The following is a 23,475-nucleotide window of genomic DNA, read 5'->3' as shown; positions in this document are numbered from 1 at the left end:
GTCGGTCAAAACCGTCCGTTGACGGCGGTCTGGCCGGGGGAAACACGATGAACCGATTTTGCCGCGTGCTGGCATCGATGCTGGCGCTGCTCGCTTGCGGCGTTGCGACCGCGCAGGCGCAGACCGGCTATCCCGACCGTCCCGTGAAGATCATCGTCCCGATCGCCCCCGGGGGCAGTTACGACCTGGTCGGGCGGCACATTGCCGATGCGCTGTCGAAGCGGATGGGACAGGCCTTCGTCGTCGAGAACAAGCCCGGCGCCGGAACCGTCGTCGGCACGCAGGCCGCAAGCCAGAGCGAGCCGGATGGCTACACGCTGCTGGTCGGCGGCCTCTCCAACATGGCATTCAATTCGGCGCTGTATTCGAAGCTCGGCTACGATCCCCGGAAGGATTTTGTGCCGGTCGCGCTGGTCTACAAATTCGGTTACGTGATGGTCGGCCGCAAGGATCTGCCGCACGCGAAGCTGCAGGACCTTGTCGCGGCGGCGAAAGCCAATCCGGGTTCGATTTCGGTGGCGACCGCCGGCGTCGGCACCGGTCAGCAATTGGTGGCGGCCGCATTCATGAAGGCGGCGGACGTCAAGTTCCTCGAAGTACCCTACAAGGGGTCGCCGCCGGCCTTCACCGATCTGCTGGCGGGCCGCATCGACCTGTTCTTCGACTCGATGGCGGCGGGGCTTCCTTACGTGCAGTCGGGGCAGGCGCGAGGCATCGCGGTGTTGTCGTCGAGGCGGAGCGCGCTGGCGCCCGACGTGCCGACGATGTCGGAAGCGGGCGTGCCCGGCCTCGATGTGGATTCGTGGCTCGGCATCTTTGCTCCGGCCAAAACCCCGCCGGACGTCATCGCAAGGCTCCGCCGCGATATCCGCGCCTCCTTGCCCGAACTCAAGGAGCGCTTCGAGAAGAGCGGCGGTGAAGTCTGGGATCTGCCGGACGACAAGGTCGAGGCATTCGTCGCGTCCGAATATGAAAGCTGGACCAGGCTGATCCGCGAGGCCGGCATCAAGCTGGATTAGGTGATCACTTCACCCGTTCGATCAATTCCATCGCGCCTGCGGGCGCGCGGATCTTGCCCTCGTGGATGACGTAGGCGAACACGTCGCGCGGCGTCTTCTTCGGCTTGGTCCCATCGACGCGGGGCAGGTCGTCGGGCTCGCTCCCTGAGGCCCAGACCTTAAACCGCTTTGCCCAAGCGTCGAGCTGTTTCGGCGGATAGCAGGTCTTGAGTTCGTCATTGCCCTTCTGTAGCCGCGCATAGACGAAATCGCTGGCGATATCCGCGATCGCCGGATATTTGCCGTGCTCGGCATAGACCACGGGCGTCTCGAACTGCCGCAGCAGCGCGATGAATTCGGACACGCCAAAACTGTCGTGCCGTACCTCGACCACGTGGCGCAGCGCGCGGCCGTCGAGTTTGCGCGGCAGCAGCTCGAGAAACTTGCCGAAATCGGCCCCGTCGAATTTCTTGGTCGGCGCGAATTGCCAGAGCACGGGACCGAGCCGGTCGCCGAGTTCCAGCACGCCGGAATCATAGAACCGTTTCACCGAATCGCCGGCTTCCGCCAGCACGCGGCGATTGGTGGCGAAGCGCGGCCCCTTCAACGAAAACACGAAACCATCGGGCACTTCGCGCGCCCATTTGCGAAAGCTCTCCGGCTTCTGCGAACCATAGTAAGTCCCGTTGATCTCGATCGAGGTCAGCTTCGACGCCGCATAGGCGAGTTCCTTCGCCTGCGTCAGCTTCTCCGGATAAAACACCCCGCGCCACGGCTCGAAGGTCCAGCCGCCGACGCCGACATAGATGTTGCCGCTGCTGTTGGCGGACGGTTTCGAAGGCTTGCTCACGGAGGGGCTCATGGGGATCGAGAGGAGGGGTGTGCGATCTTAACCACATCGGCCCCGATTGGCCAGTTTGTCGCCGGGAACGAAACCGATGGAATTGCGCGGCGGTCTCAGTGCGCGGCAGTCTCGCGGCACAAAAAAGGCCCCGGAAAACCGGAGCCTCTTGCTTGGTGCCATCGAAGGCAATCGCGTCACGCGTTCAGGATTTACCGTGGCTCTCGGGCGGCTTTCCGACGAGGCCCTGAAACGGTTCGAGGGTTTGCCTGGCAAGCTTGCTGTGAAGTTCGCGGATCTTCCGCGACTCGGCAACCGAGCTCTCGTAGGCCCGTTTCATGAATTCGGTTTGAACTTCCATCGCCTTGTCGAGCGAGCGGGCGCCGCTGAGCTGCTCGAAAAAGGACCCGAACTCCTCGAAAGATTTCCGTGTGTAGTCGCGATAGGCATTGGCGATGGTCTGCAACGAGACCGGCGCGGGTTCGACCGTGGCAGGTTCGGCCAGCGAGGGGGCATCGGCCGGCAAGGGGGCGTCTGCCGAAACGGCATCGGGCTCAGCGACCATTGCTTCCGCGACGACGGCCTCAAGCGATTCGCTGACGGCCGGCTGCTGGTTCGCTTGGGGAGCCTGCTCTTGTTCCCGTTGCGGAGTTTGCATTTCAACCGGCGCCGGGTTCTCCGGTGAATTCGATTTCTGGCGCCTCGCTTCCCCCTTTTTGTTGCGTCGTCCGGACTTGGCCGCCGGTTTGGTCTCGTCTGTACCCGACATCTTGTTCCCCTATTCAATGTCAAACCAAAGGTTGAGGCTCCGCCACGTTTGCGCTGGAATCACGGTTCTTGCTTGTCAGTTGAAGGGCACTGGCGTGATGACATTTGGGAGCGCGGCATCCGCCGGACAGGACTGCACACAAAATATCGGTAGATTGCACCGGAAATGTTCAGAAAGGACGCTGCAGTCATGAGATTGTTGCGAAGGGAGAGCGGTATGCGTGCGATCATGCTGACCCTGACGGTTGCGATGACGGCATCCGTCGCGATGGCCGATGAGACCGATGATGCGCATCGCCTGGCGGTGTCGGGGCGTGACGACTACTGGAACTGCCTTGCCCGGGAATTTCCGCGCGACAGCAACCGCGGTCTTTCGGAACGGGATTTTGGCGCGCTGATCGCAAGCGCCTGTCCGTCGGAGCGGCAGAATTTCCGGGTCGCACTGGTGGATTTTCTCGGACTGCAATTCCCCAGCAATGAGGCGGGCGCCAACATGACGACCGCCAACAATGCCATCGCGTTGGCGCAAAAGGACATCGTGACGGCGTTTGCGCGGCGCAAGGCCGCGGCGAATTAGCCATCGCGAGGCGGGGGCCTATTTCTCCGCGGCGGTTTTCCGTGATATCAATCCCTGGTCGGGCGTTGAGGATTGTTGGGTATGAACTCTCAGTCGATAGCGGGTATTCTGGGCGCCATCATCGCGTCAATTGTGCTGGTGGTCGCGATCGCCTACGGGCCGATCGGGCAGTTCGGCAAGCCCGCCAAACCGGCCGCCGTTCAGCCGGGGCAGGCAGTACCGGCGGCCCCCGCGGCGCCGGTTCCCCGCGGCCCGGTGATTCGGGAAGTGCCCAATCAATAGGATACCGGCCGTTCCCCTTGCGGAACGCCCCGGGCATCTCCAGTTAATACTTAACGGCGACGTCGACGCTTCATAGCTCCGGCGCTGGGACGACCATGAATAGGCTGGCAGCGCCGGATGTACGCGCGCCCTCTGTTCGTGGTCGTTGGCATTTCTGGAGCATTTTCAGGCGAAGTGGCCGCCGGTTCGCGTCAGGAAAACGCGTCAAACCAAAAAGCCGGGCTATTTTGGCCGTTTTCCCCCGATCAATAGCCAGCCCGTAGCCCACGCCTTGGCATCATTGGCGGCTGCGGATATACGCTGGCCCCATGAATGATGCCATCAGACCGGACCCCGAATCGCTGTCGCAGGCCGCCGGTTTGCCGCAGCTTTCGGTCGTCGTCCCCACCTTCAACGAGCGCGACAACGTCACGGTGCTGTACCGGAGGCTGGAAGCCACGCTGGCCGGCATCCCCTGGGAAGTCGTGTTCGTCGACGACAATTCGCCCGACGGCACCTGGGAAGTGGTGCGCGGGCTGGCGCGGCAGGATCCCCGCGTCCGCTGCATCCGCCGGATCGGGCGGCGCGGCCTGTCCGGCGCCTGCATCGAAGGCATTCTGGCATCGAGCGCGCCCTATGCGGCGGTCATCGACGCCGATTTGCAGCACGACGAAACCCAACTGCCGAAGATGGTGGGGCTGCTGCAGCGCGGCGAGGCCGAACTCGTGGTCGGCAGCCGCTATATCGAGGGCGGCAGCGCCGACAGTTTCAACAAGAGCCGTGCCGGCGCCAGCCAGTTGGCAACCGAAGTCGCCAAGCGCGTGCTGAAGGTCGAGATCGCCGACCCCATGAGCGGTTTCTTCATGATCCGCCGCGACAAGTTCGAGCAACTGGCGCCGCAGCTCTCGACGCAAGGCTTCAAGATCCTGCTCGACATCGTCGCGACCGCGCAAGGCAAGCTGCGCACGATCGAGGTGCCGTTCACGTTCGGCTCGCGCCAGCACGGCGAGAGCAAGCTCGATTCCATGGTGGCGCTGGACTTCCTCGGCTTGGTGCTGGCGAAGCTGACCCACGACGTGGTGTCGCTGCGCTTCCTGCTGTTTGCGATGGTCGGCTCCATCGGCCTCATCGTGCATCTGACCACGCTGTTCATCGCGCTCGAAATCTTCAACGTGCCGTTTCCAGAGGCGCAGGCCGCCGGCGCGCTGGTCGCGATGACCAGCAATTTCGTCCTCAACAATTTCCTGACCTATCGCGACCAGCGGCTGAAGGGCTTTGCCATCCTGCGCGGCCTGCTGCTGTTCTACCTGGTCTGCAGCGTCGGGCTGTTCGCCAATGTCGGCGTCGCCTTCTCGGTCTACGACCAGGAGCCGATCTGGTGGCTCGCGGGCGCCGCCGGCGCGCTGATGGGCGTGGTCTGGAACTACGCCATGTCCGGACTGTTCGTCTGGCGGAAGAGATAATGCATAGCGTTTTCGAGCGAAGTGGCCTTCCGGTTCGCGTGAAGAAAACGCGTCAAAACAAAAAGCTGGCGCCCGGCGCTGATTCAATCAGCGCCGATGAGGCGCCAAAATGAACCCGAACGAGGCGCGGTCTGTCCTCAACACGGTTCTGATTATCCTGGCGCTGGTGGCGCTGCGCCTGGTGGCCGCCGCCTTCACACCGATCACCTTCGACGAAGCCTATTACTGGATGTGGTCGAAGCATCTCGCCGGCGGCTACTACGATCATCCGCCGATGGTTGCCCTGGTGATCCGGCTCGGCACGCTGATCGCGGGCGATACCGAACTCGGCGTACGGCTGGTCTCGATCCTGCTGGCACTGCCGATGAGCTGGGCGGTCTACGAGGCGACGTCGGTCCTGTTCGGCGGCCGGCGCGTGGCGGCGACGGCCGCGATCCTGCTCAACGTCACGCTGATGGCGGCGGTCGGCACCATGATCGTCACGCCGGACGCGCCGCTATTGGTCGCTTCGAGCTTCGTGCTGCTGGCGCTCGCCAAGGTGCTGCAGACCGGGCGCGGCGCATGGTGGCTGGCGGTTGGCGCTGCCGCCGGCTGCGCGCTGCTGTCGAAATACACCGCGCTGTTCTTCGGGCCGGCGATCCTGATTTGGCTCGTCGTCGTTCCGAAACTGCGGCACTGGCTGATCTCGCCGTGGCTCTATCTCGGCGGCCTCGTGGCGGTGCTGATGTTTGCGCCGGTCATTTGGTGGAATGCCGATCACCACTGGGTTTCCTTCATCAAGCAGATGGGCCGCGCCAGGATCGAGGATTTCCGCCCCGTCTTCATCGCCGAACTGATCCCGACGCAGTTCGTGTTCGCGACGCCGGCGGTGTGGATCCTCGGCGCGATGGGGCTGTACGCGTTGTATCAACGCCAGGCCGGCGCGCTGGCGGCGCGTGTGCTGGTCAACACCATGTTCTGGACCATCGTCGCCTATTTCGTCTGGCATTCGCTGCACGCCCGCGTCGAGGCGAACTGGTTCGCGCCGGTCTATCCGGCTTTTGCGATCGCGGCTGCGGTCGCAGCGCACCTTGTCGAGTGGGCGCCGCGCGAACAGCGCGTGGTCGACTTCTGCCGACACTGGGCGGCGCCAGGGGGCGCCGTGGTGTTCGCGCTGCTGATCGTGCAGGCCAATACCGGCTTGCTGTCGGGTTATCGCCGCGATGCCACGGTACGCAGCGTCGGCGTCGGCTGGCGCGAAACCGCCAGCGAGATCGAGGCGGTGCGGGCGCGCGTCGGCGCCGCCTGCGTGCTGGCGCCGGATTACGGCACCACCGGCTGGCTCGCTTTCTATCTGCCGAAGGGCACCTGCGTTGCCCAGCAGAGCCAGCGCATCCGCTGGGTCAACATGCCCGAGCCTTCGGCGGCGCAGCTCGCCGGCAAACTGCTCTATGTGCGCGATGTCGATCAGCCTTCCTTGAAGGAAGCGTTCGCCCGCGTCGATAAGGTCGCGGACATCAAGCGCAAACGCGGCCCGCTATTGATCGAGACCTATGCGCTCGATGTAATGGAGCGGCCGACAGGCGAGGTGTTCGACCGCTCGCCGCCACCGGAGCTGAAATAGCCGCGGGCTTGTGCGACGCGACTAAACCACACGACATTTCCGGTATCCTGCGACCGGTTGTCGAATGTGGCCAGATCGTGATTTGCCCGCATCTCTACGGAGGTAATTTCCGCAACAGTTCCATGCGGTTGGGCATGCCACGGAACCGCCCGGGTTTAATCCGCATTTAACTAAAACTCGCCTTAATGACGCTCCGCACCTCTGCGAAATGCGGCCCGGGAAGTTCCGGGCGCAACATCAAAGAGGACTTGGTGGAATTGTTGTGGGCGGCGTGTAAATGAGTATGAGTACCGGTGCGTATGGCCGTGCGGCTTCCAGCCGCAGGAAATCCTCCCGCAAGATCATTCCCCAGCATTTCCTCGGCAGCGTTGCGGTTGCAGGCCTCGTGCTGGGCTGTGCGTGGACCGTCTACAGCAACGTATTGAGCGCCGGCATCTACCCGTCGATGAACACGGCGGTGGTTGATGCGCATGTGGTCAAGCGATCGGTCGCCGCTGCTGCGCGGCCCGCGGTGCCTGCCGCCAACAGCGCGATGGCCGCATTGTCCGATCCGGCGGCGCAAAGTTCGCGCGCCGAAACGCTGTCACCTCAGATTATGTTTAACGAAAGGTTTGCAGCGTCTGCCCCGCAGGGCGTCGACCCGCAGCCGGTTGAAGCAACCAGACTCGCCGAGATATCGCCGCCGAGCGCCGATCAGATAGCAAAGCCCGTCGATGCGCCGAAGCTCGCCGAGGCGCCGAAGAAAATCGAAACGCCCAAACTCGCGGAAGCGCCGAAGTCGAAGGAAGCCGCAACGCCGCCGGCCCAAGTCGCACTGAACGTTCCAGCGCCGGCGCCGAAGCAGGCCGAGGCCAAGCCCGCCGCCAAAACGCCGGGAGCGACGGTGCGTGACATGGCGCAACGCGCCAAGGCCGCGGTGATGTCGATTGCTTCCAACGACAAGCCGACCATCGTCGAAAAGCTTTGGGGCAAGCAAGCTTCGCGCGGGTCGCTGCTGTCTTATGCGTCCGCCGACGCCAGTGTCACCGGCAGCCTGCCGGATACCAGGGCGCAAAACCCGATGCTCGGCGGATCGCCGCCCTACGACAAGCAGACGGCGGTCTATGACATCTCGGCGCGCATGGTCTATCTGCCCGACGGTACCAAACTGGAAGCGCATTCCGGCCTCGGCTCCAAGCTCGACGATGTGCGCTATTCGCACGTCCGGATGCAGGGCGTGACGCCGCCGCACATCTACGAGCTGACGCCGCGCGAGGCGCTGTTCCACGGCGTGCCGGCACTGCGGCTCAATCCGATCGGCGGCGAAGACAAGATCTTTGGCCGCTCCGGATTGCTGGCGCACACCTACATGCTCGGTCCGAACGGCGATTCCAACGGCTGCGTGTCGTTCAAGGATTACTATGCCTTCCTGCGCGCCTATCGCGAGCAGGGCATCAAGCGCCTCGCGGTGCTGGCGAAGGTGGAGTGAGCGGGCCGAATAGCCCGCGCGCCGTCGCCTACATCTTCACCGTCTTGCGCAATTCCATCTCGATGCCGATCGCCGCCTTGACATGGGGGCGTGCCTGGATCCGCGCGAGATAGGCCGATAACGACGGCCACTGCGCCAGCTCGACGCCACAGTGCCCGAACAGCAGCAGCGACCAGCCGAGATAGGCGTCCGCGACCGTAAAACGGTCGCCGACGAGATATTCGCGGTCGGCCAGATGCGCGGCGATCACAGCCGCGTTCTGTCCGATCCGTCCGCGCGGGAAGGCCTTTGCGGCGTCGTCCTTGTACCAGTACATCGGAAACAGAAAGCCCTTGTGGATTTCGGTGCCGACGAAACTCAGCCACTCCTGCAGCCGATAGCGATCGGGATCGCCCGGCGGCGGCGCCAGTCCGAGTTCGGGCCTGAGGTCGGCGATGTATTGCAGCACCGCGGCGTTCTCGGTCAGCCGGTCGCCGTTTTCGAGGACCAGCACCGGCACGGCGCCCTTCGGCGAGACGTCGCGGAAATCGCTGTCGTCGTCCAGCACCTTCTTGTTCCAGAGATGGGCGACGCGATAGCGCGCGTCGACGCCGGCTTCCAGCAACGCGATGCGGGCGGCGAGCGAGCAAGCCATCGGCCAGAAGTAAAGCTGCAGCATGGTGAGGCTCCCCTGGTTGGCGCGGTCAGGCCAGCGCGTTGCCGCCGCGGGCGATGATCGCGAACCGGTCGGACAGTTCGGCGAGCGCGATGTCGTGGATGGTGGCGGCCGCGATCGTCCCGCCGCGTCCGTCCGGGAGGTCGCGCGTGGCGCAGCTATCGGCATCGACCGTGATCCGGAAGCCGAGATCGAGCCCGGCGCGGGCGGTGGAGCTGACGCACATATGCGTCATCAGCCCGGCAAGCACGATGTCCTTGTGACCGCTGGCGGCGAGCTGCGCCTGCAGATCGGTGCCGGCGAACGCGTTGGGCAAGCACTTCTCGATGACCGGCTCGTCCGGCAGCGGCGCCAGCGCGGACACGATCGCGCCGCGCTCGGTCGTGCGATCGAACAGCCCGCCGGGACGTCCCTTGTGGGCGATATGAAAGATCCGCGCGCCGGCCTCGCGCGCCCGCGCCAACAGTTGCGCGGCGCTGGCGATTGCGCTCTGCGCATCGGGCAGGGCGATCGGCCCCGCCAGATATTCGTTCTGCAGGTCGATCATGACCAGCGCGGCGTCGCGCAGGCGCGGCGGCCTGAGGTCGGCGCCGGAAAGCTCGAGCAGGGTTTTGGGGGCGGCCATTCGCGGATCTCCGGGTCTGAATTTCTTCAGGCCGGTATAGCGCGGGAGGCTCCTGCGCAAGTGCAGGGATATTGCAGCTGGTGGCTGCGATACTGCAGGGATCGGAGATGCCGCGCGACTAGCTCGCGCTTCGCACACCCTGAATGACGAGGGGTGGAGAATTTATCAAACAAAAACCCCGGCATCGCTGCCGGGGTTTTGCACTTCTTGGGCTGTTGCCTGAGTGGCTGGACTTAGAAGTCCATGCCGCCCATGCCGCCGCCGGGGGGCATGTCGCCTGCGCCTGCGCCGCCCTTCTTGGGCAGTTCGGCGATCATGGCTTCGGTGGTGATCAAGAGAGCCGCGACGGAGGCCGCGTTCTGGATCGCCGCGCGAACCACCTTGGTCGGGTCGATGATGCCCTTGGAGACCAGGTTGCCGTATTCGCCGGTCTGCGAGTCGAAGCCGTAGTTATACTGCTCCTTCTCGAGGATCTTGCCGACGATGACGGAACCGTCTTCGCCCGCGTTGATCGCGATCTGGCGGGCCGGCGCGGACAGCGCCTTGCGCACGATCTCGACGCCGGTCTTCTGGTCTTGGGAGCGCCGCTCATCGCGGAGAAGCGACGGCCGTAGTTTAAGAGCGGAACAGCCTCGTCAATCGAGAGCAGCTTTGCCGTGCGCCGGAATTGGAACCGCATCTTCCGCAGTCTTACGGTGTTATCCATGCGTATTTTACGGTTGCGTCTGGCGGCCCATTTTGCATCTAATTTCTCTCGACTCTGCGGGCAGAGAGTGCGAGCAGAGAGTCTACCTCGCTGCCGGGTGTTTGGAGTTTGTTGTTTGTTGATAGAGCGAGAGCGTATTTGTGTGAGTGCGCGTAGAGAAAGAAATTTATGTTAATACGGCTGTTCCGCGACACTCCAAATGGAGAACGCTGCGGACGCGTCATCGCGAGTTCCCCGCAGTGACACCTCGCGGCGGAACGGGCAATCGCCTTCTTGCAGCATTGTCGGCATCGGACCTCGATCTGCTGGGGCCCGAGCTTGAGGTGATCGCGCTCGGTCAGGACGCGGTCCTTTCACGGGCGGGTGACGATATCGAGTACGTCTTCTTCCCTCACAGCGGCGCCATCTCACTGATGATCGACATGGCGGACGGACGCACGGTTGCCACGGCCGTAATTGGACGTGAGGGGGCAGTTGGCACGCTTTCGGTGCTCGGGTCGTCACCTTCGGCCATTACCGCGGTCGTTCGTGCGGCGGGCACCGCTGCCCGGATTCCTGCATCGCGATTTCACGCCGCCTTCAGCCGCAGTCCCGCGATCCGGAGTGCGGTCCAAACCCACATCAGGGCGATGTTGATACAGTTCCAACTCGGTTCGGCCTGTAATGCGCTGCACCCGGTCGAAGCTCGCATGGCTCGCTGGCTGCTCCAGCTTAGCGACCGCGTCGACCATGATGTGCTCCCGCTCACCCAGCAGGCGCTGTCGCAAATACTCGGTGTGCGCCGCACGACGGTAACGCTCCTGATGCGCAATCTGCGCGCGCGCGGAGCGATCAGGTCCGATCGACGAGGCCTGATCGAGATCGACCGAGCGCGGCTCGCGGCGGCAGCGTGCGAATGCCACAGCGTCATGCGTCTCGAAGTCGAGGAGATTTTCTCGATGAATTCGGCGCAATCGCGCGCGGCGGTTCTGCGCGAAGACGGGCGCATCCCAGAAATTGAACCGGGCGATGCAATGTGAGCGCGTTTCCGCGCGACCTCTTGACCTCCACGTCTTAAGCTTCCACGCCGCGACTTGCCGCTGCGGCGTTCCAGGAAAGCCCCATCAAGGAGCGGACCCTCTGCCCGACCGGGTTCTCTGCCGCCAATCACGTTCGAGTGCTGACTCGGATGCCGCCTCGTGTTTGGCAAGCTCGCGCAGCACCTTCGCCGTCTGGCGCAGCTCGTTGCGCCCAGGGCCCGGCTTCAGCCGTCGTGCTTGGTCCAGAAAGTCCTTGGCCTGCAGCAGCCAAGTGGACGTTTCATCTGGGATTTGCAGGCGCGCCATGGTGTCCCTCCATCGCGATTATCGCTTGATCGTGTCGACGATTACGCCGGGGAGCCGGCGCTGCGATGCCGCCCCGGGATGCTCGGCTCGTCGACCCAGGCTTCCCGCGCAAACCACGCGTGATCGGTGCGACAGATCGGGCAACGGGTGCGCGAGAAAAACACCGCGCGGCGCCCAAAGCTCTCGCGATCAGTCTTGATGCCGGTGGGAATCGCGTGTCCGGTTTGCGGACACTTGACCATGACCATACCCATTTTTCACCCTCCCTTGCGTTTGGTATTTATTGTCTTCCAGAAAAGCACCGGCCGGTTGGAGTGCGCCTCTTGTCGGTGCGGTCACTTGGGGGGCATCGCGCACCTTGTTTGATCGAGCATTGGCCGGTAGGGGGCTGCATGCTCGCCTGGGCTTGTTCCAACCGGCCGGATCCCTCCTCAAACCAGTCATGGACATGAATAGGGCGCGCTTTTAGCCGGCCTGGTGGAGAACCTTCGTAAGGTGCTTCCTGATCGGCTCACCGGTTTCCGTCGCAAGCGTCTGGGCAAGCGCCCACAATTCCTTGTTCTGGTCGGATGCGGTTTCGAACGCCTTGCGCGCTTGCGCCGCGGACAAGGCAAGGGCATCGGTAGCTGACTTGCTGCCGAAAAGGTGGACCCAGAAATCGAGCGCGGATGCGGCATTGGCGTTTGAGATTTCGAACATCTTGAGCCCGTAGTCGGTCGCGCTTCTGGCATTGCTCGAATAGGTCTCGCGCAGCGCTTCCGCCATCTCCTGCGACCCGGCCTTGATCTTCTCGCAGCCTTCCCGCGCGCGGGCGTAGCCCTGCTCGGCGAGCTCGCCGACCACCCCGGGCAAGGCGAGCTTCGAGAAGTCCAACAACGGCATCCCGAAAACATTCGTTCCGTTTGGCGTGACTTTCATTTCGTTTTCACTCATAGGAGCATTACCTTTCTCAAGCGAAAGCATTCCCCGCGACGCTCGCTAGCGTCACGAGAACTCACGCTCCGTGTTCGATCGGTTTTGGATGAGCTTTGATCAGCCCCGACACTAGTCTGCGCCGGGAGAAACGGGACTGTCGGTTCGGTTTGCGACTCTCGCGTCAATTTTTTTCGAGATTGTCAATACAAACCAACGTATATTTACGGGGTGATCCTGTGCATAACAGTAAATATCCTGAGGAGCACAAAGCTTCTTCTTCAGCGTAGCGTTGCAAGTGAAACTTTGGCATTCACTGCGTTGTGGCGGCCGTTCACGTCGTCCGCCCCAAACAAAAACCCGGCATCGCTGCCGGGGTTTTGCACTTCTTGGGCTGTTGCTTGAGTGGCTGGATCAGAAGTCCATGCCGCCCATGCCGCCGCCGGGGGGCATGCCGCCTGCGCCTGCGCCGCCCTTCTTGGGCAGTTCGGCGATCATGGCTTCGGTGGTGATCAAGAGAGCCGCGACGGAGGCCGCGTTCTGGATCGCCGCGCGAACCACCTTGGTCGGGTCGATGATGCCCTTGGAGACCAGGTTGCCGTATTCGCCGGTCTGCGAGTCGAAGCCGTAGTTGTACTGCTCCTTCTCGAGGATCTTGCCGACGATGACGGAACCGTCTTCGCCTGCGTTGATCGCGATCTGGCGGGCCGGCGCGGACAGCGCCTTGCGCACGATCTCGACGCCGGTCTTCTGGTCGTCGTTGGCGGTCTTGATGCGCTTGAGCTGCTCGGAGGCGCGCAGCAGGGCGACGCCGCCGCCCGGCACGATGCCTTCTTCAACCGCCGCACGGGTCGCATGCATCGCGTCATCAACGCGATCCTTGCGCTCCTTGACTTCGACTTCGGTCGCGCCGCCGACGCGGATCACCGCGACGCCGCCCGCGAGCTTGGCCAGACGCTCCTGCAGCTTCTCACGGTCGTAGTCCGAGGTGGTTTCCTCGATCTGCGCCTTGATCTGCTGAACGCGCGCCTCGATGTCGGCCTTCTTGCCGGCGCCGTTGACGATGGTGGTGTTTTCCTTGTCGATCATCACCTTCTTGGCGCGACCGAGCATCTGCAGGGTGACGTTCTCCATCTTGATACCGAGATCTTCCGAGATCGCCTGGCCGCCGGTCAGCACTGCGATGTCCTGCAGCATGGCCTTGCGGCGATCGCCGAAGCCCGGAGCCTTGACGGCCGCAACCTTCAGGCCGCCACGCAGACGGTTGACGACGAGGGTGGCGAGAGCTTCGCCTTCGACGTCTTCGGCCACGATCACCAGCGGCTTGCCGGTCTGCACCACGGCTTCGAGCAGCGGCAGCAGTTCGTTCAGGTTGGAGAGCTTCTTCTCGTTGATCAGGATGTAGGCATCGTCGAATTCGACGCGCATCTTGTCGGCGTTGGTGACGAAGTAGGGCGAGATGTAGCCACGGTCGAACTGCATGCCTTCGACGACGTCGAGTTCGGTCTCGAGCGACTTGGCTTCTTCAACCGTGATGACGCCCTCGTTGCCGACCTTCTTCATGGCGTCGGCGAGGAACTTGCCGATTTCGGCGTCGCCGTTGGCGGAGATGGTGCCGACCTGGGCGATTTCCTCGTTCGAGGTGACCTTCTTGGAGTTCTTGACGAGGTCGGCGACCACGGCTTCCACAGCCAGGTCGATACCGCGCTTCAGATCCATCGGGTTCATGCCGGCGGCAACCGACTTGGCGCCTTCACGGACGATCGCAGCCGCGAGCACGGTCGCGGTGGTGGTGCCGTCGCCGGCCGCATCGGCCGACTTGGAAGCGACTTCGCGCACCATCTGCGCGCCCATGTTCTCGAACTTGTCCTCGAGCTCGATCTCCTTGGCGACAGTGACGCCGTCCTTGGTGATGCGGGGAGCGCCGAACGACTTGTCGAGCACGACGTTGCGGCCCTTCGGGCCGAGCGTCACCTTGACGGCGTTGGCGAGAATCTCGACGCCGCGCAGCATGCGGTCGCGGGCATCGACGCCGAATTTGACTTCTTTAGCTGACATATTTGATTTCCCTGAGTTGATGTCTGGGTCTCACCCTTTGGGGAGGCGCCTCGCAGGCGCCCCTCAGGGTGAGCGTGTGCGGGTAAAGCTTAGGCGGCCTTCTTCTTGGTCGCGGGAACGTCGGTGAGGACGCCCATGATGTCGCTTTCCTTCATGATCAGCAGTTCCTGGCCGTCGAGCTTGACCTCGGTGCCCGACCACTTGCCGAACAGAACGCGATCGCCGACCTTGAGGTCGATCGGGATCAGCTTGCCAGCTTCGTCACGGCCACCCGGGCCCACGGCGGTGATTTCGCCCTGCGACGGCTTTTCCTTGGCGCTGTCCGGAATGATGATGCCGCCAGCGGTCTTCTCTTCAGCGTCGATGCGCTTGACCACAACGCGGTCGTGAAGCGGACGGAATTTCATGCAGTCCTCCTAAGTTTATGAAGATGTTGTCAGATTCTGGAATTTTGGCAGTCCGTGCCAGCGAGTGCTAGCTCGGCTGGGCTGGAGATAAGCCAGTCTTGTGCGGGGAACAAGGGCTTCTAGCAGAAAATTTGGCACTCAAATGTGACGCCTGCCAATTTTGTTAATCATCCTTAATTGGCCAAACGAAGCGTCCGACCCCGTATTAGCACGTGCGGTAAGCTGCTGCTAACGCGAACTTTTTCAACAGATCGTTAAACATTTAGGCTTGTGATGGGTTGGTATCGTGCGTCACATTTCTCTCATGTGAGCGCATCTCCGCCGGGGTGGCTCGGTGCGGCCACCACGTGAAATGCGCTTCCACCAATGGAGGTTGGCATGGTCTCGCGGGTTGGGGTTGTTTCCGACGATTTCCGGAAGCAGGTGCTGGGTTACGGGCTGACGACGGCGCAAATTCTGTATCGGATGCCGGATCATCCCTCGTTGCTGCAGACCTATGTCTGGCAGAACTACGATCTGTTTCCGAAATTTCCGGCGCTGAAGGATTTCCTCGCCTTCTGGCAGGAAAAGCTCGACGGTCCGCTGTACTCCGTCACGGTCGCGCATTCCAAGCTGATCAAGCCGGCCGAGCTGCGCGCCGTCGACGGCGTGTTCAGGCTGCATTGATCTAGCGAGATGCGTGGGGTGGGTTAGCGCAAGCGTAACCCACCCTCTTGGCCGTCGCATCAAATGGTGGGTTACGGCTTCCGCCTTCGCTCGTTGAGCTACGGCGGACAAGTCGCCTAACCCACCCTACGAAATCCATTCTGTGTTAGCCTCCGGTCACCAACATACGGGAGGCACCAATGGCCAAGAAAACGACATCAAGAGCCGCCGCCAAAACCGCGGTGAAGAAGAAATGGGCGGGCCACAAGGCATCCGCCAAATCCACCGCGCGCAAGACCGTCAAGTCCAAGGCGAGGGGCGTGCCCGCGGTCAAGAAGACGGTGAAGTCAAAGGCGCGGCCGAAGCAGCGCATCGCCATCAGCCATCACCGCGAAGAAGATTTTAAAGCCGACGGCCTGCGTACCTATGCCATGTATCGCGACCTCGGCATATCAGATGCGAGCCACGGTCTGGCGCAGGCGCACGTGATCCGGCTGATCGGACCGTGCAATCCGGCGGAAGTCTCAAAACTGCATTACCACGACGTCGAATTCCAGATGGTCTATGTGCTCAAGGGCTGGGTGAAGACCTACATGGAAGGCCAGGGCGAGACGCTGATGAAAGAAGGCAGCGCCTGGACCCAGCCGCCGCGCATCAAGCACCTGATCATGGATTATTCCGACGACGTCGAACTGCTGGAAGTGATCCTGCCGGCGGAGTTCAAGACGGTGGAGTTGTCGAGCTGATTAGTGAGCCGTCATTCCGGGGCGCGAAGCGAACCCGGAATCTCGAGATTCCGGGTCTGGTCCTTCGGACCATCCCGGAATGACGGCTAGGGCGTCATCACCCCCACGATCGCGCCCATCAGGCAGGTCGTCAGCGTGCCCGAGACGATCGACTTCAGCCCGAGCGCATTGATCTCGTCGCGGCGGCCCGGCGCCATGGTGCCGAGGCCGCCAATCATGATGCCGAGGCTGGCGAAGTTGGCAAAGCCGCACATCGCATACAGCATGATCAACCGCGAGCGCGGATCGAGCGCCTCGGTGCCGAGCTTTGACAGGTCGACATAGGCGATCAGTTCGTTGAGCACGGTCTTGGTGCCCATCAGGCTTCCCGCGGTGACCGCCTGCGGCCACGGCAGGCCCATCAGCCAGCACACCGGCGCCATCAGATAGCCGAGTAGCCGCTGCAGCGAAATGTTGGCGCCGCCGATCTCGGGCAGCAGGCCGAGGATGGCATTGGCGAGATAGACCAGCGCCACCAGCACCAGCAGCATCGCGATGATGTTGAGCAGCAGTTCGAGGCCTGAGGTGGTGCCCTTGACGATCGCATCCATCGTGCTGCTCGCGTGCAGGTCGGGGTCCGCCAGCGACCCGCCGGTGCGCTGGTCGGACGTTTCCGGCACCATGATCAGGCTGATCAGGATAGCGGCCGGCGCGCCGAGCACGGAAGCGATGACGAAATGCGCGGCGGCGTCGGGGATCAATGGCGCCAGCAGCGTGGCGTACAGCACCAGCACGGTGCCGGCGATCCCGGCCATGCCGCCGGTCATCACCAGAAACAATTCGCTGCGGGTCAGTTGTGCAAGATAGGGTCGGATGAACAGCGGCGCCTCGACCATGCCGAGGAAGATGTTGGCGGCGGTGGAAAGCCCGACCGCGCCACCGACGCCGAGCGTGCGCTCCAGCACCCAGGCCATGCCGCGCACAATCGGCGGCAGCACGCGCCAGTAGAACAGCAGCGTCGTCAGCACGCTCATCACCAGAATGATCGGCAGCGCCTGGAACGCCAGGATGAAATCCGCGCCGGGCGCCTTGAGATCGAACGGCAGTGCGCCGCCGCCGAGATAGCCGAATACAAAAGAAGTGCCGGCGCGGGAGGCGGCCGCGATCGTGCTGACGGCATCGTTGATGGCGCCGAACGCTTTTGCCACCGGCGGCAGCTTGATCAGCACCAGCGCGGTCAGGATCGTGACCACAAGGCCAACAGCCATTTGCCGCAACGAGACCGCGCGGCGGTTTTCGCCGAGCGCCCAGGCCAGCGCCAGCAACGCCAGCACGCCGAACGCCGATTGCAATTGCAGCATGATCCCAAAGCCCCCTCGCGTGATTATGGCAGGGGCCCGCTTTAAAGTGCAATGCTGTTGCGCATGTCCTTCGCGGCCATTGACAACGGTGATCGCGTCGGCCACCGCTCAATCATGTCTTCGATTCCGCCCGTCGGTGCCGGCGATCTGCTCAAGCACAGATCGTTCCTGCTGTTTCTGCTGTCGCGCAGCTTTTCGCGCTTCGCCAGCCAGATCGGGGCGGTAGCCATCGGCTGGCAGGTCTACGACATGACCGGCAGCGCCTTCGATCTCGGCATGATCGGGCTGGTCCAATTTCTGCCCACCGCGCTGTTGCTGTTTGTGGCGGGACACGCCGCTGATCGTTACGAGCGCCGGCGCGTCGTGCAGGTCTGCGAGGTCGTCGAGGCGCTGACGGCGCTGTTTCTCGCGCTCGGCGCCTTCGGCGGCTGGCTCACGGTGACGCACATCTTCATCGCGACGTTTGTGCTCGGGATCGTCGGCGCCTTTGAAAGCCCGGCGCTGGCGGCATTGCTGCCGTTGATCGCGCCGCAAGGCTCGCTGCAGCGGGCGACCGCGATCTCAAGCGGCGCAGCACAGATTGCCACCATCACCGGTCCGGCGCTGGGCGGCCTTGCCTATGCTTTCGCACCCAGCGCCGCCTACGGGATCATGGGTGCGTTCGGCTTGTTTGCGGCTGTTGGCATCGGGTTGATCCGTCTGGCGCAGCCGGCGGCCGTCAGGGATCCGGCGACGCCGGACGATCTGTTTGCCGGCGTTCGTTTCGTCCGCAACAATCCGTCGATCCTCGGAACCATCTCGCTGGACCTGTTCGCCGTGCTGCTGGGCGGCGCGACGGCGCTGCTGCCGATCTACGCGCGCGATATCCTGCAAACCGGCCCGCTCGGCCTCGGTATCCTGCGCGCCGCGCCCGCGGTCGGCGCGCTGCTGATGACGGCGTTCCTGGCTCACCACACCATCAACCACCGCGTCGGCATGCGGATGTTTCAGGCTGTCATCGTGTTCGGCGCGGCGACCGTGGTGTTCGCGCTGTCGCACTGGATGTGGCTGTCGGTGCTGTCGCTGGCGATTCTGGGCGCCGCCGACACCATCAGCGTGGTCATTCGCTTCTCGCTGGTACAGCTCGCGACACCCGACGAAATGCGCGGCCGGGTCGGCGCGGTGAATTTCCTGTTCATCAACGCCTCGAACCAGCTCGGCCAGTTCGAGAGCGGCATCACCGCGGCGCTGTTCGGCGCCGTCCCGGCCGCCGTACTCGGCGGCGTCGGCACCATCGCCATTGCATTGCTATGGATGAAGCTGTTCCCGACGCTGCGGGATGTGGAACGGCTGGAGTAGGGAGCACATCGCGAACCTCATCCTGAGGAGCGCGAAGCGCGTCTCGAAGGATGAGGCCACGGGCGGGGCCGCATGGTTCGAGACGGCGCCAAGAGGCGCCTCCTCACCATGAGGGTTTGAGAGCGCGCGAGACTCGCAGCGAGATCAGCCCCGTCCCACGAACGGCATCTTGCTCGCCATGACCGTCATGAACAGCACGTTGGCGTCGAGCGGCAGGCTCGCCATGTAGGCCACGGCATCGCCGACCGCCTTGGCGTCCATGCGCGGCTCCTGCTTCATCGTGCCATCGGGCTGCATCACGCCGGGGCCGGCGACCATGCGATCGGTCATCGGCGTTGCGGCATTGCCGATGTCGACCTGGCCGACCGCGATGTCGTACTTGCGGCCATCGAGGTTACTGGCCTTGGTCAGGCCGGTAATGGCGTGCTTGGTCGAGGTATAGGCCGCGGAGTACGGCCGCGGCGCATGCGCCGAGATCGAACCGTTGTTGATGATGCGGCCGCCGCGCGGGTTCTGGTCCTTCATGATGCGGAAGGCGTGCTGGGTGCACAGGAACGGTCCGGTGAGGTTGGTGTTCACCACCGCCTGCCACTGCTCGAGCGTGAGATCCTCGAAATTGACGGGCGGCGCGCCCATGCCGGCATTGTTGAAGAGCACGTCGAGCCGGCCGTAGGTCTCCATCACCTTGGCAAACAGCGCCGCGATCGAGGCGGGGCTGGTCATGTCGGCGGACACGCTCAGGCTCTTGCCGATGTTGTCGCCGAGCTTCCTGGTTTCTTCCAGCATCTCCAGGCGGCGCCCGGCGAGCACCACGGTGAAGCCGGCATTCATCAGCGCCAGCGATGCCGCGCGTCCGACTCCGGTGCCTGCACCGGTGACGACTGCGATCTTGTTTGCTGCCTCGGCCATTGTTTCCTCGCCTTCAGTTTTTTGTTTCTGTTTCGGTCTTGTAGGGTGGTCTTGGAATATTCTGGTGCGCCGCGCGCAGCGCCGCCGACCAGCGCGAGCGCAGGTCGTGGAAATAGGGTTCGCCGGCCTCGATACGGTGGTTGAGATCGGCCTCGCAGGCGTCGGTGCGCACCACCAGCACGTCGATCGGAAGGCCGACGCCGAGGTTGGAGCGCATCGTCGAGTCCATCGAGATCAGGCTGGTCTTCAGCGCCTCATACAGTTCGACGTCGTAATGCATGGCGCGGTCGAGCACCGGCTTGCCGTATTTGTGCTCGCCGATCTGCAGATACGGCGTGTCGGTGGTGCATTCGATGAAATTGCCGGCGGTGTAGACCATGAACAGCCGCATCTTGGAGCCCTTGATCTGGCCGCCGAACAGAAACGACACGTCGAAGGAGACGTCTTCCGACTTCAATGCCTCGCCTTCGGTGGCGTGCACGTTGCGGATGGCGCGGCCGATGCGCTGCGCCGCCTGGAACATGGTGGGCGCGTTCATCAGGGTCTCGATCTCGCCGGTGTGCGGGTCTTCCAGCCCTTCCGTCAGCGTCGAGAGCACGGACTGGCTGATCGCCAGATTCCCGGCGCTGGCGATCGCCATGATGCGCTCGCCGGGCTTACTGAAGATATGGAGCTTGCGAAACGTCGAGACGTTGTCGAGGCCGGCATTGGTGCGGGTATCCGCGATCATCACCAGACCGTCCCGTACCAGCACTCCGCAGCAATAGGTCATTCCAGATCCCCGAACCGTCCGAATTACCGGCGGGCAACTAGTAGCCAATTTCGACCCACCGTCCAACCCCAATTCCCTGTGGCGAGGCAGGCTTCCGGCGAGTAAAAAAGGCAACCTGAATCCTGAGCGAGGCAGTCATGCGGACATGGGATGTAATCGGTGGCGGTGTCGTGGCAGCCTGTCTTTTCGTCGCGTCTAGCGCCGTGGCCGGTCCCTTGGAAGACGGCATGGTGGCGTATAACCGCGGCGACTACATGCCGGCGATCCGGCTGTTTCGCCCGCTCGCGGAAGCGGGCAACCCCAAGGCGCAGGGCGTGATGGGGGTGATGTACCGCAGGGGTGAGGGAGTGCCGCGCAACCTGGCCCGCGCCTTCATGTGGTTCAGCTTTGCCGCCAAGCGCGGCGACACCGCCGCCAAGGCGGAGCTGCACGAGGTCTCCGCGGCCATGACGCCGGCGGAGATGTCGCAGGCCGAAGCGATGATGCAGAGCTGCGAAGCCTCGGACTATCGCAACTGCGAATATTGATCCGGAGCGGCCGATCAGACCTTGGCCTGAATGACGTGGGCCTGGATCTTGGCGGCGACTTCGCCTGAACCATGTCGTTGCGCGATCGCGGCCGCGGCATGGTCGGTGGCAGCCTGCAGGCGATCCGGGCCTCTGGCCTCGATCTCGTTGCGCAATGGCGTGCCCTGGCAATAGGCCGTCGCGGCATGCAGTGGCGATGCCGCGCGGCTCACGGCCTCCCGTGTCTCGATCGTGACGTTGGAAAAACCGGCTTTGGCGAGGTCGCTGCGGATCAAGGTGATGTCGTGGTAACCATGCGGCGTCCTCGCCATGAAGCGGGGCGGGTCGTCGGGAAAGAACGTCGCCAGCGCGTTGGTGACGTCATCGGCGAAGATGTTTTCCTCGATGCGATCCCAGACATTGAAGAGAAAATTTCCGCCCGGTTTCAGCACCCGCCGGGCCTCCCGGTAGCCCGAGGGGCGATCGGGGAGGAACATCATGCCGAACTGGCAACAGACGAGATCGAAAGCACCGTCCTCGAACGGCAGCGCCTGCGCGTCCGCCTGTCGCCAACTGATCCGGCTGTCGGCGTTTTGCCGCGTGGCGGCATAATCGAGCATCGACTGATTGAGATCGGTCGCGACATAGCGGGCATCGGCTGAAAGTGTCGCCGCAAGCGCGCGCGTCACCACGCCGCTGCCGGCGGCGGTTTCCAGCACGGCTTTGGGTGCAAGCGCGGCGGCCCTTTGCGCCATATCCTGCGCATAGCTCTCGAAGATCAGGGGAACCATGTAGCGATCGTAGTTTTCAGGGATCGAACCGGTGAATGCCTTGTCGCTTTCCGACATCGTCGCGCTCCCGAATTGCCTTCGATAGACAGCAGTTCTATACAAAAAGAAAACAATCGGGGAGGTTATCGTGCGCGCCACGAAGTTGCCGGGCCAATTCGTCGTCGCGCCGATCGCGCTGTTGTGCATCGCACTGAGCGCTGCAAGTCCCGCCGCCGCGCAAAAAAAGGGCGGCACGCTGCGGCTCTATCACAACGACAACCCGCCCTCGACCTCGTTGCTCGAGGAATCGACCATCGCCTCGGTGATGCCGTTCGCGGCGATCTTCAACAATCTGGTCGTGTTCGATCCGGCGAAGACGCACGAGAATATCGACACGGTGATCCCGGATCTGGCGGAAAGCTGGTCCTGGGATCCGACCAACACCAAATTGACCTTCAAACTCCGGCAGGGCGTGAAGTGGCATGACGGCCAGCCCTTCACCGCCAAGGACGTGCAGTGCACCTGGCGGATGCTGATCGGCAAGGGCGCTGCGTCCGACTTCCATCGCAACCCGCGAAAAGTCTGGTACACGAAGTTGCAGGATGTCAGCGTCAACGGCGATTACGAGGCAACCTTCGAATTGAGCGAGCCGCAGCCGAGCCTGCCGGTGTTGCTCGCCAGCGCTTTCTCGGCGGTTTACCCCTGCCACGTTCCGCAGCAGGTGATGCGCACCAAGCCTGTTGGCACCGGTCCGTTCAAGTTCGTCGAATTCAAGCGTGGCGATTCGATCCGGCTGGTGCGCAACCCCGATTACTTCAAGAAGGACCGCCCCTATCTCGACGAGATCAGCGTGCGGACCATCGACAACCGCGCCACGCGGATGCTGGCTTTCGCGACCGGCGACTACGACATCACGTTTCCGTCCGACGTCAGTATTCCCCTGATGAAGGACATGAAGGCCCGCGCGCCGAATGCGATCTGCGAGAGCATCACGACGGGAACGCAGATCAACCTGATGGTCAATCGCGTCAATCCGCCGTTCGACAATCCGGACATTCGCAAGGCGATGTCGCTGGCACTGGACCGCAAGGCCTTCAATTCGATTTTGATGGAAGGGACGGCGCGGCTCGGCGGCGCCATGCTGGCGAAGCCGGAGGGCGAGTGGGGCATGCCGCCGGAAATGGTGTCGACGCTGACCGGATACGGTCCCGACACCGACAAGAACATCGCCGAGGCGCAGGCGATCATGCAGAAGCTCGGCTATAGCGACACCAAGCCGCTATCGATCAAGATCCAGACGCGCAACCTGCCGACCTATCGCGATCCCGCGGTCATCGTCGCCGACCAGCTCAAGAAGATCTACATCGTCGGCGAACTCGACATCCTCGACACCCCGCGATGGTATGCGCGGCTCGCGAAGAAGGACTATACGATCGGCCTCAACGTCACCGGCGTCAGCGTCGACGATCCCGACGGCAACATCGTCGAGAACTATTCGTGCAAGTCCGAGCGGAACTATACCCAGTACTGCAATGCCGACATCGATCGGCTTTTGGCCGAGCAATCACGCGAGCTCGACAGGGCCAAGCGCACCAAGCTGGTCTGGGAGGTCGAGCGCATCCTCGTCGAGGACGCGGCGCGGCCGATCATCCTGCACAGCTCGGCCGGCAATTGCTGGCAGCCTTACGTGAAGAATTTCAAGCCGCACGACAACAGCCAGTACAATAATTTGCGCTTCGAGGATGTGTGGCTGGATCGATGAATGTATTCACCGTCATTCCG

Annotated in this window: 25 protein-coding genes and 1 pseudogene; 12 read left to right on the top strand and 14 right to left on the bottom strand. The window is 63.1% G+C overall.

The window, feature by feature from the left end; genetic code table 11:
• The first annotated feature begins 47 nt into the window (after positions 1-47).
• On the top strand, positions 48-1,019 hold the full coding sequence (locus tag FFI89_RS21640; protein WP_138829661.1) for a tripartite tricarboxylate transporter substrate binding protein: 972 nt from the start codon (positions 48-50) through the stop codon (positions 1,017-1,019).
• Between the two features lie 4 nt (positions 1,020-1,023).
• Here FFI89_RS21640 and FFI89_RS21635 read toward each other — a convergent pair whose 3' ends face one another.
• Positions 1,024-1,860: a DUF72 domain-containing protein gene (locus FFI89_RS21635; protein ID WP_138829660.1), complete on the bottom strand. Its 837-nt coding sequence runs from the start codon at positions 1,858-1,860 to the stop codon at positions 1,024-1,026.
• 184 nt (positions 1,861-2,044) lie between these two features.
• Positions 2,045-2,608 (bottom strand): phasin family protein, encoded by a 564-nt coding sequence (locus FFI89_RS34965; protein WP_246669217.1) that lies wholly within the window; start codon positions 2,606-2,608, stop codon positions 2,045-2,047.
• Positions 2,609-2,824: 216 nt separating this feature from the next.
• On the opposite strand from FFI89_RS34965, the gene FFI89_RS21625 reads away from it, so the two are divergent.
• The 5 genes from FFI89_RS21625 (at position 2,825) to FFI89_RS21605 (ending at position 7,979) form a co-directional block, all read left to right on the top strand.
• Positions 2,825-3,184, top strand: a complete 360-nt coding sequence (locus FFI89_RS21625) for a hypothetical protein (protein ID WP_371721504.1) — start codon at positions 2,825-2,827, stop codon at positions 3,182-3,184.
• A gap of 81 nt (positions 3,185-3,265) precedes the next feature.
• Positions 3,266-3,466 carry a hypothetical protein gene (locus FFI89_RS21620; protein WP_138829658.1) on the top strand — a complete coding sequence of 67 codons (201 nt, stop codon included), beginning with the start codon at positions 3,266-3,268 and terminating at the stop codon, positions 3,464-3,466.
• Between the two features lie 308 nt (positions 3,467-3,774).
• Positions 3,775-4,908 carry a glycosyltransferase family 2 protein gene (locus FFI89_RS21615; protein ID WP_138829657.1) on the top strand — a complete coding sequence of 378 codons (1,134 nt, stop codon included), beginning with the start codon at positions 3,775-3,777 and terminating at the stop codon, positions 4,906-4,908.
• 109 nt (positions 4,909-5,017) lie between these two features.
• Positions 5,018-6,511, top strand: a complete 1,494-nt coding sequence (locus FFI89_RS21610) for a glycosyltransferase family 39 protein (RefSeq protein WP_138829656.1) — start codon at positions 5,018-5,020, stop codon at positions 6,509-6,511.
• A gap of 277 nt (positions 6,512-6,788) precedes the next feature.
• Complete coding sequence (locus FFI89_RS21605) at positions 6,789-7,979, top strand: tlde1 domain-containing protein (protein WP_371721501.1); 1,191 nt, start codon at positions 6,789-6,791, stop codon at positions 7,977-7,979.
• Positions 7,980-8,007: 28 nt separating this feature from the next.
• Here the strand turns inward: FFI89_RS21605 and FFI89_RS21600 are convergent, their stop codons facing one another.
• The 3 genes and pseudogenes from FFI89_RS21600 to FFI89_RS21590 all read right to left on the bottom strand — a co-directional run.
• Positions 8,008-8,637: a glutathione S-transferase family protein gene (locus FFI89_RS21600; RefSeq protein WP_138829655.1), complete on the bottom strand. Its 630-nt coding sequence runs from the start codon at positions 8,635-8,637 to the stop codon at positions 8,008-8,010.
• Between the two features lie 25 nt (positions 8,638-8,662).
• Entirely contained in the window at positions 8,663-9,259 is a 597-nt protein-coding gene (locus tag FFI89_RS21595; RefSeq protein ID WP_138829654.1) for a cysteine hydrolase family protein, read from the bottom strand.
• A 233-nt stretch (positions 9,260-9,492) separates the two neighbouring features.
• Positions 9,493-9,837 (bottom strand): annotated as a pseudogene (locus tag FFI89_RS21590) (TCP-1/cpn60 chaperonin family protein); the annotation flags it as partial.
• 367 nt (positions 9,838-10,204) lie between these two features.
• Here FFI89_RS21590 and FFI89_RS21585 point away from each other — a divergent pair.
• Entirely contained in the window at positions 10,205-10,984 is a 780-nt protein-coding gene (locus FFI89_RS21585) for a Crp/Fnr family transcriptional regulator (RefSeq protein ID WP_138829653.1), read from the top strand.
• A gap of 84 nt (positions 10,985-11,068) precedes the next feature.
• On the opposite strand, the gene FFI89_RS21580 is transcribed toward FFI89_RS21585, so the two are convergent.
• The 5 genes from FFI89_RS21580 to FFI89_RS21560 form a co-directional block, all read right to left on the bottom strand.
• On the bottom strand, positions 11,069-11,290 hold the full coding sequence (locus FFI89_RS21580; RefSeq protein WP_138829652.1) for a hypothetical protein: 222 nt from the start codon (positions 11,288-11,290) through the stop codon (positions 11,069-11,071).
• Positions 11,291-11,331: 41 nt separating this feature from the next.
• Positions 11,332-11,544, bottom strand: a complete 213-nt coding sequence (locus FFI89_RS21575) for a hypothetical protein (RefSeq protein ID WP_138829651.1) — start codon at positions 11,542-11,544, stop codon at positions 11,332-11,334.
• A 211-nt stretch (positions 11,545-11,755) separates the two neighbouring features.
• Positions 11,756-12,208: a phasin family protein gene (locus tag FFI89_RS21570; protein WP_246669216.1), complete on the bottom strand. Its 453-nt coding sequence runs from the start codon at positions 12,206-12,208 to the stop codon at positions 11,756-11,758.
• Positions 12,209-12,616: 408 nt separating this feature from the next.
• Entirely contained in the window at positions 12,617-14,260 is a 1,644-nt protein-coding gene (gene groL / locus FFI89_RS21565; protein ID WP_138829650.1) for a chaperonin GroEL, read from the bottom strand.
• 89 nt (positions 14,261-14,349) lie between these two features.
• A complete protein-coding gene (locus tag FFI89_RS21560) occupies positions 14,350-14,667 on the bottom strand; it encodes a co-chaperone GroES (protein WP_027539690.1) in 318 nt (105 codons plus the stop codon).
• A gap of 378 nt (positions 14,668-15,045) precedes the next feature.
• Here FFI89_RS21560 and FFI89_RS21555 point away from each other — a divergent pair, with 378 nt between their 5' ends.
• Positions 15,046-15,333, top strand: coding sequence for an usg protein (locus FFI89_RS21555; protein ID WP_138829649.1), 288 nt, complete (start codon positions 15,046-15,048; stop codon positions 15,331-15,333).
• Positions 15,334-15,512: 179 nt separating this feature from the next.
• Positions 15,513-16,058, top strand: a complete 546-nt coding sequence (locus FFI89_RS21550; protein ID WP_138829648.1) for a cupin domain-containing protein — start codon at positions 15,513-15,515, stop codon at positions 16,056-16,058.
• Between the two features lie 86 nt (positions 16,059-16,144).
• On the opposite strand, the gene FFI89_RS21545 is transcribed toward FFI89_RS21550, so the two are convergent.
• A complete protein-coding gene (locus tag FFI89_RS21545) occupies positions 16,145-17,398 on the bottom strand; it encodes a NupC/NupG family nucleoside CNT transporter (RefSeq protein ID WP_138829647.1) in 1,254 nt (417 codons plus the stop codon).
• 114 nt (positions 17,399-17,512) lie between these two features.
• Here FFI89_RS21545 and FFI89_RS21540 point away from each other — a divergent pair, with 114 nt between their 5' ends.
• Complete coding sequence (locus FFI89_RS21540) at positions 17,513-18,736, top strand: MFS transporter (RefSeq protein WP_138829646.1); 1,224 nt, start codon at positions 17,513-17,515, stop codon at positions 18,734-18,736.
• 144 nt (positions 18,737-18,880) lie between these two features.
• Here FFI89_RS21540 and FFI89_RS21535 read toward each other — a convergent pair whose 3' ends face one another.
• Positions 18,881-19,645: an SDR family oxidoreductase gene (locus tag FFI89_RS21535; RefSeq protein WP_138829645.1), complete on the bottom strand. Its 765-nt coding sequence runs from the start codon at positions 19,643-19,645 to the stop codon at positions 18,881-18,883.
• 13 nt (positions 19,646-19,658) lie between these two features.
• A complete protein-coding gene (locus FFI89_RS21530) occupies positions 19,659-20,417 on the bottom strand; it encodes a proteasome-type protease (protein WP_074815222.1) in 759 nt (252 codons plus the stop codon).
• Positions 20,418-20,554: 137 nt separating this feature from the next.
• On the opposite strand from FFI89_RS21530, the gene FFI89_RS21525 reads away from it, so the two are divergent.
• Entirely contained in the window at positions 20,555-20,944 is a 390-nt protein-coding gene (locus tag FFI89_RS21525; protein WP_138829644.1) for a tetratricopeptide repeat protein, read from the top strand.
• Between the two features lie 14 nt (positions 20,945-20,958).
• Here the strand turns inward: FFI89_RS21525 and FFI89_RS21520 are convergent, their stop codons facing one another.
• Entirely contained in the window at positions 20,959-21,771 is an 813-nt protein-coding gene (locus FFI89_RS21520) for a class I SAM-dependent methyltransferase (RefSeq protein WP_138829643.1), read from the bottom strand.
• A gap of 70 nt (positions 21,772-21,841) precedes the next feature.
• On the opposite strand from FFI89_RS21520, the gene FFI89_RS21515 reads away from it, so the two are divergent.
• Positions 21,842-23,455, top strand: coding sequence for an ABC transporter substrate-binding protein (locus FFI89_RS21515; RefSeq protein WP_246669215.1), 1,614 nt, complete (start codon positions 21,842-21,844; stop codon positions 23,453-23,455).
• The last annotated feature ends 20 nt before the right edge of the window (positions 23,456-23,475 follow it).

It is taken from the genome of Bradyrhizobium sp. KBS0727, assembly GCF_005937885.2.
GTDB lineage: Bacteria > Pseudomonadota > Alphaproteobacteria > Rhizobiales > Xanthobacteraceae > Bradyrhizobium.
This window is presented reverse-complemented; position numbering and strand designations above follow the sequence as displayed.

Bases quoted from the DNA above. Each gene is read 5' to 3' on its own strand.
- FFI89_RS21540 (WP_138829646.1), top strand. From the start codon at position 17,513: ATGTCTTCGATTCCGCCCGTCGGTGCCGGCGATCTGCTCAAGCACAGA.
- FFI89_RS21580 (WP_138829652.1), bottom strand. From the start codon at position 11,290: ATGGCGCGCCTGCAAATCCCAGATGAAACGTCCACTTGGCTGCTGCAG.
- FFI89_RS21615 (WP_138829657.1), top strand. From the start codon at position 3,775: ATGAATGATGCCATCAGACCGGACCCCGAATCGCTGTCGCAGGCCGCC.
- FFI89_RS21560 (WP_027539690.1), bottom strand. From the start codon at position 14,667: ATGAAATTCCGTCCGCTTCACGACCGCGTTGTGGTCAAGCGCATCGAC.
- FFI89_RS21600 (WP_138829655.1), bottom strand. From the start codon at position 8,637: ATGCTGCAGCTTTACTTCTGGCCGATGGCTTGCTCGCTCGCCGCCCGC.
- FFI89_RS21530 (WP_074815222.1), bottom strand. From the start codon at position 20,417: ATGACCTATTGCTGCGGAGTGCTGGTACGGGACGGTCTGGTGATGATC.
- FFI89_RS21535 (WP_138829645.1), bottom strand. From the start codon at position 19,645: ATGGCCGAGGCAGCAAACAAGATCGCAGTCGTCACCGGTGCAGGCACC.
- FFI89_RS21595 (WP_138829654.1), bottom strand. From the start codon at position 9,259: ATGGCCGCCCCCAAAACCCTGCTCGAGCTTTCCGGCGCCGACCTCAGG.
- FFI89_RS21545 (WP_138829647.1), bottom strand. From the start codon at position 17,398: ATGCTGCAATTGCAATCGGCGTTCGGCGTGCTGGCGTTGCTGGCGCTG.
- FFI89_RS21575 (WP_138829651.1), bottom strand. From the start codon at position 11,544: ATGGGTATGGTCATGGTCAAGTGTCCGCAAACCGGACACGCGATTCCC.
- FFI89_RS21635 (WP_138829660.1), bottom strand. From the start codon at position 1,860: ATGAGCCCCTCCGTGAGCAAGCCTTCGAAACCGTCCGCCAACAGCAGC.
- FFI89_RS21525 (WP_138829644.1), top strand. From the start codon at position 20,555: ATGCGGACATGGGATGTAATCGGTGGCGGTGTCGTGGCAGCCTGTCTT.
- FFI89_RS21555 (WP_138829649.1), top strand. From the start codon at position 15,046: ATGGTCTCGCGGGTTGGGGTTGTTTCCGACGATTTCCGGAAGCAGGTG.
- FFI89_RS21625 (WP_371721504.1), top strand. From the start codon at position 2,825: ATGCGTGCGATCATGCTGACCCTGACGGTTGCGATGACGGCATCCGTC.
- FFI89_RS21520 (WP_138829643.1), bottom strand. From the start codon at position 21,771: ATGTCGGAAAGCGACAAGGCATTCACCGGTTCGATCCCTGAAAACTAC.
- FFI89_RS21605 (WP_371721501.1), top strand. From the start codon at position 6,789: ATGAGTATGAGTACCGGTGCGTATGGCCGTGCGGCTTCCAGCCGCAGG.
- FFI89_RS34965 (WP_246669217.1), bottom strand. From the start codon at position 2,608: ATGTCGGGTACAGACGAGACCAAACCGGCGGCCAAGTCCGGACGACGC.
- FFI89_RS21640 (WP_138829661.1), top strand. From the start codon at position 48: ATGAACCGATTTTGCCGCGTGCTGGCATCGATGCTGGCGCTGCTCGCT.
- FFI89_RS21550 (WP_138829648.1), top strand. From the start codon at position 15,513: ATGGCCAAGAAAACGACATCAAGAGCCGCCGCCAAAACCGCGGTGAAG.
- FFI89_RS21610 (WP_138829656.1), top strand. From the start codon at position 5,018: ATGAACCCGAACGAGGCGCGGTCTGTCCTCAACACGGTTCTGATTATC.
- FFI89_RS21570 (WP_246669216.1), bottom strand. From the start codon at position 12,208: ATGAAAGTCACGCCAAACGGAACGAATGTTTTCGGGATGCCGTTGTTG.
- groL (WP_138829650.1), bottom strand. From the start codon at position 14,260: ATGTCAGCTAAAGAAGTCAAATTCGGCGTCGATGCCCGCGACCGCATG.
- FFI89_RS21620 (WP_138829658.1), top strand. From the start codon at position 3,266: ATGAACTCTCAGTCGATAGCGGGTATTCTGGGCGCCATCATCGCGTCA.